The following is an 11,969-nucleotide window of genomic DNA, read 5'->3' as shown; positions in this document are numbered from 1 at the left end:
CTGACCGGAGGCATCGTCCGTTACGGTCTGCGCCATGACCACGGACGCCGACGTCGCCGCTCACACCTCCTCGGGCCGCGCCCGACTGGAACTGCTCATCGTCGGCACCGCCGCGCTCGCCGTCTCGCTCTCCCAGTCGCTGCTCATCCCGGTGATGGGCATCCTCGGCGTGCAGATCCCCGGGCGTCCCTCGGAGAGCACCCTGGAGTGGCTGCTGACCTCCACGCTGCTGGTCGGCGCCGTCGCCGTACCGCTGCTCGGGCGACTCGGCGACATGTTCGGCAAACGGCTGATCCTGATGGTCGCCACCGCCACGCTGGTGATCGGCTCGGTGCTGTGCGGCGTCACCGACAACATCGGCCTGCTCATCGCCGGCCGGGCGATCCAGGGCGCCTCGATGGCGGCGATCCCGCTGGGCATCAGCCTGCTCTCCTCGCTGCTCCCCCGTGACAAGGTCGGTCCGGCGATCGCGCTGATCAGCGCCATGCTCGGCGTCGGCGGCGCGCTCGCACTGCCGATCGGCGGGTTCATCGGCGAGCACGCCGACTACCACTGGCTGTTCTGGATCACCGCCATCGCCGGCGCCGTCGCGCTGCTCGGCATCTGGCTGGTCGTGCCGGAGGCGCCCAACCGGTCCCGCGGCCGGGTCGACTACCTCGGCGCGGTGCTGCTCAGCGCCGCTCTGGTCGCCCTGCTGCTGCCGCTGGCCGAGACCGCCGAGTGGGGCTGGGGCTCGGGCCGCACGATCGGGCTGCTGGTGGCGGCGCTGGTGCTGTTCGGGGTCTTCGGCCTGGTCCAGCGCCGCACCGCCCAACCGCTGGTCGACCTGGTCGCGCTGCGCCGCCGGCCGATCGTGCTGACCAACGTCGCCTCGGTGCTGTTCGGCTTCGCGCTGTTCGCGATGATGATCGGGACGGCGCAATACGTGCAGGCACCGAAGGAGAGCGGCTACGGCTTCGACTCCTCCATCCTCACCAGCGGCTTCGCGATGCTGCCCGCCGGCCTGATGATGCTGCTGCTCTCCGGCGTCTCCGCCCGGATGATCCACACCATCGGAGCACCCAGGACGCTCGCGCTCGGCGCGCTGGTGGTGGCGCTGGGCTGGGTGGTCCGCATCGGCCTGACCGCGCACCTGTGGGAGGTCGTCCTCGGCACGACCGTGATCGGTGTCGGCGTCGCGCTCGGGTACGCCGCCATGCCCACCCTGATCAACACCCACACCCCGGTCACCGAACTGGCCGCGGCCAACGGGCTCAACTCGCTGGCCCGCTCGGTCGGCACCTCGATCGCCAGCGCCATCGGCGGCTCGGTCCTGGCCGGGCACGTCGTGGTGGCCAAGGTCGCCGGCGAGCTGGTGGGCTGGTCGACGCTGGGCTCCTACCGGGCTCTGTTCGGCGCCTGCGTGGCGGCCTCGGTCGTGGCCGCGGGCCTGGCGGTGCTCGTGCCGCGGCATCCGGACTCCGACGCGATGCCGGAGCTGTGAGCCGATGAGCGCGGCCGGCGTCCTCGGCATCGTCGGCGCGGCGCTGGCGGTGCTGCTGATCGCCGTGGCAGCGCTCGCGCTGCGACTCACCACGGCGCTGCGGGCCGCCCGGACGCGCATCGACGAGTTGGAGACCACCGTCGTCCGGCTGGAGTCAGAGCGCAGCGACGGTCGCGCGCTGCGCGTGGCCCGACGTACGGCGAAGGCGGTGGTGGGGACCGCCGAGCGGTTCCGCGAGGGCGGCGTCGAGGCGCTGCTGGGCGCGTCCCTGGAGGAGCTGAGCCGGTTCGTCACCGACGACCGGACCGAGATCGCGCGCATCGCCGCGCCGGACGGCACCGTGACGGTGCTGTTCTCCGACATCGTCGGCTCCACCGCCCGCAACGAGCGGCTGGGCGACCGAGGCTGGTTGCGGCTGCTGCGGGTCCACGACGCGCTGGTCCGCCGCGAGGTCGCGGCCTGTCACGGCCACGTGGTCAAGACCCAGGGCGACGGGTTCATGGTGGTCTTCCCTGACCCGGTCGCCGGGGTGCGCGCCGCCGTCGGGATCCGGCGGGCGCTGGCGTCCTCGGGCCGGCTGCGCGCGGTCGACATCCGGGTCCGGATCGGGCTGCACACCGGCCGGGTGCTCACCCGCGACGGCGACTACTTCGGCCGCAACGTCGCGCTGGCGGCCCGGGTGGCGGCGTACGCCGAGGCCGACGAGATCCTGGTGACCGACCCGGTCCGCGATGCCGTGGGCGAGTCGTTCGCCCTCGAGCTGGTGGCCACCACCGAGCTCAAGGGCCTCGCCGGCGAGCACCGGCTGTGGGCGGTCTGAGGCTCTCAGCGGATCTGGTCGAGGAAGTCCCGCACCTGCTGACGCAGGTCGGCGGCCAGCCTGGACAGCTCGAGCGAGGCAGTGGTCATCTCCGCCACGCCGCCGCTGGTGGCCTCCACCGCCTCCCCGATCGCCACGATGTCGCCGGAGACGTTGGTGACGGCGGAGGCGGCGGTCGTGGTGGTGCGGCTCAGCTCGCCGGCGGCGCCCTTCTGCTCGGCGACGGCGCCGGCGATCGCGCCGATGTTCTCCCCCATCCCGCGCACCCGGTCGGCGATGCTGGTGATCGCCTCGACCGCGTCGTCGCTGGCGGCCTGCATGGCCGCCACCCGCTGCTCGATCTGCGCGGTGGCCTCGGTGGTCTGGGACGACAGGTTCTTGACCTCGGCGGCGACCACCGCGAAGCCCTTGCCGAACTCCCCCGCGCGGGCGGCCTCGATGGTGGCGTTGAGCGCCAGCAACCGGGTCTGGTTGGCGACCTGGGTGATCAGGTTGACCACGCCGCTGATCTCGCGGGAGGCGGCGGTGAGCTCGTCCACGCGAGCCAGGGTGGCGACCGCGTCGTCGACGGCCTCGGCACCGGCCCGGTTGGAGGTGGACGCCTGCTGCTCGATGGACTGCACGGTCGCCACCAGCTGCTCGACGGCGGCGGCCGCGACGCCGACCGCGTCCGAGGCGACGCCGGCGCTGCTGGCCACCGCGGTGGTCCGGGTCGCGGTCGCGCTGGCCGTCTCCGCGAGCGAGCGCGAGGACGCCTCGAGCTGACTGGCGGCGGCGGTGACGTTCTCGGCCAGGCCGAGGACGGCGGTCTCGAACGCGTCGGCCAGATCCTGACGCCGCAGCTGGCTGTTCTCCAGGTCCGCGTGCGTGCTGGCCATCCGGCTGATGGCGGTGTTGATGGTGCGTGCCCCGGCCCGGAAGGAGCCGAGCATGCCGCGGGTGAGGAAGCGGCGGTGGTACGCATCGACGCTGGCGGCGCTCAGCGACGCGCTCGACTCGCGCACGTAGGCGTCGGTCAGGTCGATGAGATGGTTGATCGCATGCCTGACCTCGACGAACTCCGGCTCGTCGCCCAGGATCGGCAGCCGCGGCTCCAGGTCACCGTGGGCGGCCGCCCGGCAGACCTCGGTGATGGCGGCCAGCGCGGCGCGGTAGCGCGCCAGCTCCAGCTCGACGTCGGCCGGGCCCTCCAGGATGCTCACGCGGCGTACTCCCCGTTCTGGTCGCCCTCCAACCCCCACACCCACTCGTCGTAGGACAGCCCGGCCTCGGCCAGGATCTCGTCGAGCCGGGCGCGTCCGGCGGCTACCGCGGCCTTGGTCCCGGCGGCCGCCCGCTCGGCGCGGAGGATCTCGTCGTAGACCGCCGTGGCGGCGGCGACGGCGCGCCGCGAGGCGGTACGCCGGGTCGAGTGGAAGCCGACGATCTGATCGCCGGCGTCGAACGTGGGGGTGAAGTGCCCCAGCACCCAGTAGTGGGCGCCGTCGCCGGCCAGGTTCACCACGTAGGCGAAGATCTCGCGGCCGGCTTCGAGCCGCTCCCACAGCAGCGCGAACACCGCGCGCGGCATCTGGGGATGCCTGATGATGTTGTGCGGCTTGCCGATCAGCTCGGCCTCGGAGTAGGCGCTCACCGACGCGAACAGCTCGTTCACATAGGTCAGCCGGCCCTGCCGGTCGGTCTTGGACACGATGATCTCGTCGTCGCGGAAGGTCCGTTCCACCCCGGTCGGCACGATGTGAGCGGGTCGCATGCCTTCTCGATCGGCCGCGGCGCCATGCCTCTGAGCGCCACCTCGGGGGACGGCCCGTCCTGGAGCGTGAGACATCACACACCCCGGTCGACGACGCAGGGCCGGCCCCACCCGGGAGCCGGCCCTGCGACGTACGGCGGGAACTACCTCAGGTCGAAGCGGTCCGCGTCCATGACCTTGACCCAGGCCGCCGCGAAGTCCTTGACGAACTTCTCCTGGGCGTCGTCGCTGGCGTAGACCTCCGCCAGCGCCCGCAGCTCGGAGTTGGAGCCGAAGATCAGGTCGTTGGCCGTCGCGGTCCACTTGAGGTCGCCGGTGGCCGCGTCGCGGATCTCGTAGACGTTCTCCTCGCCCTGCGACGCCTTCCAGTCGTGACCGGGGGCGAGCAGGTTGACGAAGAAGTCGTTGGTCAGGACACCGGGTCGGTCGGTGAGGACACCGTGCCGGGTGCCGCCGACGTTGGTGCCGAGGGCGCGCATGCCGCCCACCAGCACCGTCATCTCCGGCGCCGACAGCCCGAGCATGTAGGCGCGGTCGAGCAGCAGCGTCTCCAGCGGCAGCTTCTCACCCGGACGGGCGTAGTTGCGGAAGCCGTCGGCCCGCGGCTCGAGGACCTTGAACGACTCGACGTCGGTCTGCTCCTGGGTCGCGTCCGTGCGACCGGGGTGGAACGGCACCGTCACCGCGACGCCGGCGTCCCGGGCGGCCTTCTCCACGGCGGCGACGCCGCCCAGGACGATCAGGTCGGCGAGCGAGATCTTCTTCGCCCCGCTGTTGAACTCCGACTGGATCTCGGTCAGCTTCGCCAGCACCGCGTCGAGCTGCTCGGGCTGGTTGACCGTCCAGCTGCGCTGCGGCTCGAGCCGGATGCGGGCGCCGTTCGCGCCACCGCGCTTGTCGGTGGAGCGGAACGTCGCCGCCGACGCCCAGGCCGTGGTCGCCAGCTGAGAGACGGTCAGGCCGGAGTCCAGCAGCTTCGCCTTGAGCGCGGCGACATCCGCGTCGTCGACCAGCTCGTGGTCGACGGCCGGAACCGGGTCCTGCCACAGCTGCGGCTCGGGCACCCAGGGGCCGAGGTAGCGGGTCACCGGGCCCATGTCGCGGTGGAGCAGCTTGTACCAGGCCTTCGCGAACGCCTCGGCGAACTGGTCCGGGTGCTCCAGGAACCGGCGCGAGATCTTCTCGTACTCCGGGTCGAAGCGCAGGGCGAGGTCGGAGGTCAGCATCCGCGGCTCGCGCTTGCCCTCGCCGAACGCCTCGGGCACCAGGTCCGCGCCGGCGTTGTTCTTCGGGCGCCACTGGTGCGCGCCGGCCGGTGACTTGAACAGCTCCCACTCGTAGGAGAACAGGATGTGGAAGAACTCGTTGTCCCACCGGGTCGGGTGGTAGGTCCAGGTGACCTCGAGGCCGGAGGTGATGGTGTCGGGGCCCTTGCCGGTGCCGAAGCTGTTCTGCCAGCCCAGGCCCTGCATCTCCAGCGGCGCACCCTCGGGCTCGGGGCCGACGCTGTCGGCCGGGCCGGCGCCGTGCGTCTTGCCGAAGGTGTGACCGCCGGCGATCAGCGCCACCGTCTCCTCGTCGTTCATCGCCATCCGGCGGAACGTCTCGCGGATGTCGCGGGCCGAGGCGACCGGGTCGGGGTTGCCGTTGGGACCCTCGGGGTTGACGTAGATCAGACCCATCTGCACCGCGCCGAGCGGATCGGCGAGCTCGCGGTCACCGCTGTAGCGCTCGTCGCCCAGCCAGGTGTCCTCGGGACCCCAGAAGATCTCCTCTGGCTCCCAGGTGTCCTCGCGGCCGAAGGCGAAGCCGAAGGTCTTGAAGCCCATGTCCTCGAGGGCGACGTTGCCGGCGAACACGATCAGGTCCGCCCAGGAGATCTTCTGGCCGTACTTCTTCTTCACCGGCCACAGCAGGCGGCGGGCCTTGTCCAGGCTGACGTTGTCCGGCCAGCTGTTCAGCGGGGCGAACCGCTGCGCGCCGGCGCCCGCGCCACCGCGTCCGTCGTGGATCCGGTAGGTGCCGGCCGAGTGCCAGCTCATCCGGATCATCAGACCGCCGTAGTGGCCGAAGTCGGCGGGCCACCAGTCCTGGGAGTCGTGCAGGACCTCGACGATGTCGCGCTTGAGCGCCTCGACGTCGAGCTTCTTGAACTCCTCGGCGTAATTGAAGTCCGGACCCAGCGGGTTGCTCGCCGGGGAGTGCGCGTGCAGCACCGACAGGTCGAGCTTGTTGGGCCACCAGTCCTTGTTGCTGCGCGGACGGCCGCCGGTGCGCGGCGTGGGCGAGTCGATGCCGGGGTTCTCGCTCTCGCTGCCCTGTGCGGTGACGCCGTCATGCATGACAGGGCAGCCGCCCTGTTCCTTGCGTTCGATGCCCTGAGGGCTCTGCTCGGTCATGTGCAACCTTTCCGACGGGATTTCTTCAGGAGTCTGCGTGGGCGCAGTCGGGGCAAATGCCCCAATAGATGACCTCCGCCTCGTCGATCACGAAGCCGTGATCGTTCTCGGCGGTCAGGCACGGAACCTCGCCGACGGCGCAGTCGACGTCGGCGATCGTGCCGCAGGAGCGGCACACGACATGGTGGTGGTTGTCCCCGATCCGGGCCTCGTAGCGCGCCACCGAGCGCGAGGGCTGGATCCGGCGTACCAGACCGGCCTCGGTCAGGGCGCGCAGCGAGTCGTAGACGGCCTGGTGCGACACCTCGGGCAGCGCCTCGCGGACCGCGCCGATGATCGCGTCGGTGTCGGCGTGCGGATGCTCGTGCACCGCCGCCAGCACCGCGATCCGCGGCCGGGTCACGCGCAGGTCGGCGGCGCGCAGGGCCTGCTCGAACTGCTGGGACGACGTCACCCCCGCAGTCTTGACCGCTTTCTTGAATGAGTCAAGAAAGCAGTACGGCGCGTCGCAGCCACCGACCGGAACCGACCCGGGCAGGTACTGTCGGGCCAAATGTTCGACTTCGCCCAGCTCAGGTCCTTCGTCGCCGTCGCCGTGGAGCTCCACTTCGGCCGTGCCGCCGAGAAGCTCAACATGACGCAGCCGGCGCTGAGCCGACAGATCCAGGCGCTGGAGCGACACGTGGGCGACCGGCTGCTGGCGCGCACGTCCCGTGGTGTCCAGCTCACTCCCGTCGGCGAGCAGCTGCTCCGCGACGCCCGGCGCGTGCTGGCGCTCGCCGACGAGTCACTGGTCAACGCCCGCAAGGTCGCCGAGGGAATCTCCGGCTCGGTCAGTGTCGGATTCACCTCGGTCGTCGGGCAGACCCACCTGCCGCAGCTGCTGACCTATGCGCGCGACCAGCATCCCGACATCGACCTCCACCTGCACGAGATGGTCACCTCGGATCAGCTGCAGGGCCTCGAGTCCGGCCTGATCGACCTTGCGATGGGCCGCCCCCTGCGCGACGACAACGAGCATGCCTATCGCGCCCTGCCGCCCGATCGACTCGTCGTCGCGGTGCCCGAGGACTGGCAGCTCGCGAGTGTCGCCGCCCCGCGAGTGCGCGATCTCCATCGCCGCGACCTGGTGATGTACAACGAGCACGGCGCGCGCTACTTCCATGACCATCTCGTGCGCATCTTCAGCGCCTTCGGCGTGCAACCGACGTACGTCCAGAAGGTCACCCAGGTCGCGACCATGGTGGCGCTGGTGCGCGCCGGTCTCGGGGCCGCGGTCATTCCCGCGAGCGCCCATGCCGGTGACCGCGACGGGATCGCGATCCTCGATCTCCCCGAGCTGGACACCTATCCGGTGGTGGCGCGACTGATGTGGCGATCGGACTCCGACAACCCGGCCCTCCACCGCTTCATCTCGGCGCTTCCCGAGTTCTGAGAGCTGCCGACAGGCTCCGATTCGGCGGGCGGCCAGACGATCGGCCCACATCGGCATCGACCGATGCACGCAGCACATCGCCGGCCCCCGCATCGTCGATTTCACGCTCAGAGTGGCCAGCGGCGCCACCGACGACCGGCCATCGTGACGGGCATCACCCGCACCGGAAAGCCCTGTGACGGCCATCACCGGCGACTGCTTCCTTGACCCCGAAATTTCCGCTTCCTAGGTTTCTCCGGCGTGTGCAGGACACAACGATCGGAGGAGCAGTGAAGAGCAAGTTGTGGTCCCGGATGGCAGGGGCCGTGGGGGTGGTCGCCCTGACCGGCGCCGCGCTGACAGCATGCGGCGGCGGCTCGTCATCGCCCAGCTCATCCTCGGGGACGAGCCTGCTGAACCAGATCATCAAGCGCGGCACTCTGCGCGTCGGGATCATGCCCGACTCGCCGCCGTTCGGACAGCAGATGTCGGACGGCACGTTCCAGGGGTACGACGCCGACATCGCCAAGGAGCTCGCCGCCTCACTCGGGGCGAAGGTGCAGTTCGTCGCCCTGACCGGTGACAGCCGCAATGCCGCGCTCGACTCGGGTCGCACGGACGTGGACATCAGCACGTTCAGCGTCACCCCGCAGCGCGCCCAGTCGGTCGAGTTCACCATCCCCTACACCCAGATCGACTCGGCGCTGCTGTACAAGAAGAGTGAGTCGATCACCAGCCTCAAGCAGCTGAAGGGCAAGTCGGTCGCGGTCGGCAGCGGCACGACGAACGACACCTACCTGACCGAGGAGTGCAAGTCCGTCGGTTGCAAGGTGATGCGATTCGACGCGATCGCGGACGCGATCCAAGCGCTGAAGTCCGGCAAGGTCGACGCCGCGATGGACAGCTCCTTCTCGATGGACCAGGAGGCCCAGGCCGACAGCTCGCTGGCGGTGCTGGACCCGACGCCGAAGATCAACGCGGCCTTCATCGCGATGGGAGTCAAGCGCGGCGACCAGCTGTGGCTGAACTACCTGAACACGTTCATCGAGACGCTGAACGGCTCGGGCGAGAACGCCACGCTGAGCCAGAAGTGGTTCCACGCCGACGTGCCGGCGGCCATTCCGTACGCGCAGTGACGGTCTCGCGACCGAGACCGCGTCGTGACCGGGGCCCTGGGGCCTCGGTCACGGCCGTGCCCGAGACGACCTCCGACGCGAACACACCTCAACGGAAAGGGGAAGGGGCGTGGTGACATGGGACTTCAGCGCGCTGTCGCCGTACAAGTCGATCATCCTCCACGGGATCGGCGAGACGGCGCTGGTCAGCGTGCTCAGCTTCGCACTGGCCTGCGTGCTCGGGCTGATCGCCTACCTGGGATGCGCGAACCACCTGCGCCCTGTGCGGGTCATCAGCTCGATCTACGTCGAGGTGATCCGCAACATCCCGATGCTGGTGGTGCTCTTCTTCATCTACTTCGGGCTGGGCGAGAAGGGACTGAACTTCTCGCCGTTCTGGGCCGCCGTGGCCGCGTTGGCGATCAATAACGGCGCCTACCTGGCCGAGATCTTCCGGGCCGGCTTCCAGGCGGTGCCGAGCGGCCTGCATGAAGCCGCCAGCGCGCTCGGTCTGGGACCGTTCCAGACCTTCCGGCACGTCACGTTCATGCCGGGCATCCGCAACATCATCCCCGCGGCGACCAACCAGTTCATCATGCTGATGCTCTTCTCCTCGGTGGCTTCGACGGTGGCCTTTCCCGACTTGACCTACGAGCTGCAGCGGATCAACTCCGCGACACTGCGGACCTTCGAGGTCTTCACCGTCGGCGCAGCCCTCTACTACGTGCTCTCGACGGCGATCGCCCTCGCGGCGGGCCTGCTGTCGCGGCGGATGTACCGGTGGTGACGGCGTGAGCATCTTCCACTACACCGATTCGCTGCTCCGCGCGGCGGTGATGACATTGAAGCTCTGCGCCTTCGGCGCAGTCGCCGGCACTGCTTGGGGCTTGGTCGTAGGCCTCCTGCGCGCCTCGTCGTTCCGGCCATTGCGCTGGCTCGCCGCGCTCTACACGAGCGTGCTGCGCGGGGTGCCGATCCTGATCGTGCTGCTCTTCACCTACTACGGCCTGCCCCTGGCGATGCCGAACCTCCGGTTCTCCGCCTACATCTGCGGCGCGATCGGGCTGACGCTCTTCGTCGGCGCCTACGTCGCCGAGGCCGTCCGGGGCGGCCTGGAGTCCGTTCCCACGGGGCAGACGGAGGCCGCACAGGCGCTCGGCCTGAGCAACTTCCAACGGCTGCGACTGGTCATGCTGCCGCAGGCGGTGCGAGTCATCGTGCCGCCGTGGATCGGCATCCTGCTGGCGCTGGTGAAGGAGACGTCCCTGGTGTCAGTCGTCGGGCTGGTCGAGCTCACCCGGGCCGGTCGCGTCGTCGGCCAGGAGTCCAACAACACGCTCGCAGCGTTCGCGCTGGTCGCACTCGTCTACTTCGTCATCTGCTGGCCGATCGGGCAGTTCGGCCGCTGGTACGAGCACCGTCTGGCCGCCTCAGGACTGAGAACCGTCCACGAGCCCGCCGTATCGAATCTTCTCGGCGAGGACGCCGAGGTCCCGACAGGAGGAGCGGCATGATCCGCGTCGAAGGACTCACCAAGAGCTACGGCGCCCACCAGGTGCTGAAGGGCGTCAGCTGCGAGATAGCGAAGGGCGAGGTGGTCTGTGTCATCGGGCCCTCGGGCTCGGGGAAGAGCACCTTCCTGCGCTGCCTGAACATGCTCGAGACGTTCGACGGTGGGACCGTCGTGGTCAATGGGCACGACCTCTCCGCGCGCTCGGTGGACGCCCGGGCGGTCCGTCGGGAGGTCGGGATGGTCTTCCAGCACTTCAACCTCTTCCCGCACCTACGAGTCGTCGACAACATCACGCTCGCGCCGGTGCACGTGTCGAAGAAGTCGAAGGGCGTCTCGGAGGCGAACGCGATGGAGCTGCTCGAGCGAGTCGGTCTGGCCGACAAGGCGCGGGTCTTCCCGAAGTCGCTCTCCGGCGGCCAGCAGCAGCGTGTGGCGATCGCTCGTGCTCTCGCCATGGAGCCGGTCGCGATGCTCTTCGACGAGCCGACCTCGGCGCTCGACCCCGAGACGGTCGACGACGTCCTCCAGGTCATGCGCAGGCTCGCCGACGACGGGATGACGATGGTGGTCGTCTCGCACGAGATGGGCTTCACCCGCGACGTGGCCGACCGAGTGCTGTTCATGGACCACGGCGTCGTGATCGAGGAGGGAACTCCGGAGCAGGTCTTCGGCAACCCCCAGCACGACCGCACCCGCGCCTTCCTCCGGAGGGTCTCGTGAGCCGCGCTGGAGCACTGGAGGCCCCCGGCGCCTTCGAAGGTGTCCTCTTCTTCCCTGTCACGCCGTTCGGTCCCGGGGACGACATCGACATCGACGTCTACGCCGAGCACGTCGCCGACGGCCTGGGCTACCACGTCGGCGCGGTGTTCCCCGGCTGTGGCGCCGGCGAGTTCCACGCCCTCTCCCCCGAGGAGATCGTCGAGCTCACCCGGACGACTGCCTCCATCGTCACCGGCTCGGTCCCGCTGATCCCCGGCGTCGGCGGCGCAGTCTCGCAGGCAGTGGCCACAGCCCGTGCCGTTGCCGAGGTCGGTGCCGATGCGCTCCTGGTCCTCCCGCCCTATCTGGTGGCCAGCAGCCCCGCGGGTCTGGTGCGCTATGTCGAGGAGATCGTCACCGGGTGCGACCTGCCCGTGATCGTCTACCACCGCAACAACGCTCGCTACTCGGCCGATGCGATCCGAACGCTCGCACACGACCCCCGGGTGATCGGGTTCAAGGACGGGACGGGTGACATCGCCCGGGCCCAGGAGGTGGTCCTGGCCGTCCGATCGACCGGTCGCACCGACTTCCGGTTCTTCAACGGTCTGCCGACGGCCGAGCTCAGCCAGGCGGCGTACCGGGGGATCGGGATCCCGCTCTACTCCTCCGCCGTGTTCGCGATGAGTCCATTGATCGGCTCGGCGTTCTATGAGGCGTACACCACCGGCGACGACGAGCGACGACTCGATCTCCTCGCCGACTTCTACGCT

The 11,969-nt window shown here is 69.8% G+C and carries 12 protein-coding genes; 8 read left to right on the top strand and 4 right to left on the bottom strand.

The annotated features are described in order from the left end of the window. Window positions 1-34: 34 nt before the first annotated feature. Window positions 35-1,483, top strand: a complete 1,449-nt coding sequence (locus tag VHA72_RS12340; protein ID WP_325575627.1) for an MFS transporter — start codon at window positions 35-37, stop codon at window positions 1,481-1,483. Between the two features lie 4 nt (window positions 1,484-1,487). After that, window positions 1,488-2,303 (top strand): adenylate/guanylate cyclase domain-containing protein, encoded by an 816-nt coding sequence (locus tag VHA72_RS12335; RefSeq protein ID WP_325575625.1) that lies wholly within the window; start codon window positions 1,488-1,490, stop codon window positions 2,301-2,303. A 5-nt stretch (window positions 2,304-2,308) separates the two neighbouring features. Here the strand turns inward: VHA72_RS12335 and VHA72_RS12330 are convergent, their stop codons facing one another. The 4 genes from VHA72_RS12330 to VHA72_RS12315 form a co-directional block, all read right to left on the bottom strand. Further along, entirely contained in the window at window positions 2,309-3,505 is a 1,197-nt protein-coding gene (locus VHA72_RS12330; RefSeq protein ID WP_325575623.1) for a methyl-accepting chemotaxis protein, read from the bottom strand. After that, on the bottom strand, window positions 3,502-4,056 hold the full coding sequence (locus VHA72_RS12325) for a PAS domain-containing protein (RefSeq protein WP_325575622.1): 555 nt from the start codon (window positions 4,054-4,056) through the stop codon (window positions 3,502-3,504). Before VHA72_RS12325 ends, VHA72_RS12330 begins: the two co-directional genes overlap by 4 nt. Before the next feature lie 143 nt (window positions 4,057-4,199). After that, the gene (gene katG, locus VHA72_RS12320) at window positions 4,200-6,455 is read right to left on the bottom strand and encodes a catalase/peroxidase HPI (RefSeq protein ID WP_325575621.1); all 2,256 of its coding nucleotides are present in this window, start codon (window positions 6,453-6,455) and stop codon (window positions 4,200-4,202) included. Window positions 6,456-6,480: 25 nt separating this feature from the next. Beyond that, window positions 6,481-6,909, bottom strand: a complete 429-nt coding sequence (locus tag VHA72_RS12315) for a Fur family transcriptional regulator (RefSeq protein WP_325575619.1) — start codon at window positions 6,907-6,909, stop codon at window positions 6,481-6,483. A 99-nt stretch (window positions 6,910-7,008) separates the two neighbouring features. Here VHA72_RS12315 and VHA72_RS12310 point away from each other — a divergent pair, with 99 nt between their 5' ends. From VHA72_RS12310 to VHA72_RS12285, 6 genes are all read left to right on the top strand, one after another. Continuing rightward, window positions 7,009-7,890: a LysR family transcriptional regulator gene (locus tag VHA72_RS12310; RefSeq protein WP_325575617.1), complete on the top strand. Its 882-nt coding sequence runs from the start codon at window positions 7,009-7,011 to the stop codon at window positions 7,888-7,890. A 269-nt stretch (window positions 7,891-8,159) separates the two neighbouring features. After that, entirely contained in the window at window positions 8,160-9,005 is an 846-nt protein-coding gene (locus VHA72_RS12305; protein WP_325575615.1) for a transporter substrate-binding domain-containing protein, read from the top strand. Between the two features lie 109 nt (window positions 9,006-9,114). Beyond that, window positions 9,115-9,771: an amino acid ABC transporter permease gene (locus VHA72_RS12300; RefSeq protein WP_325575613.1), complete on the top strand. Its 657-nt coding sequence runs from the start codon at window positions 9,115-9,117 to the stop codon at window positions 9,769-9,771. A gap of 4 nt (window positions 9,772-9,775) precedes the next feature. Beyond that, entirely contained in the window at window positions 9,776-10,498 is a 723-nt protein-coding gene (locus tag VHA72_RS12295; RefSeq protein ID WP_325575611.1) for an amino acid ABC transporter permease, read from the top strand. Beyond that, window positions 10,495-11,217, top strand: a complete 723-nt coding sequence (locus VHA72_RS12290; protein WP_325575609.1) for an amino acid ABC transporter ATP-binding protein — start codon at window positions 10,495-10,497, stop codon at window positions 11,215-11,217. The genes VHA72_RS12295 and VHA72_RS12290 overlap by 4 nt, the downstream gene beginning before the upstream one ends. Then, on the top strand, window positions 11,214-11,969 hold a 756-nt coding region (locus tag VHA72_RS12285), incomplete at its 3' end, for a 5-dehydro-4-deoxyglucarate dehydratase (RefSeq protein WP_325575607.1). The genes VHA72_RS12290 and VHA72_RS12285, both read left to right, overlap by 4 nt.

The organism is Nocardioides sp. (assembly GCF_035547795.1).
GTDB lineage: Bacteria > Actinomycetota > Actinomycetes > Propionibacteriales > Nocardioidaceae > Nocardioides.
Note: the sequence above shows the minus strand (reverse complement) of the source record. Positions and strands in the feature narration are given on the sequence as shown.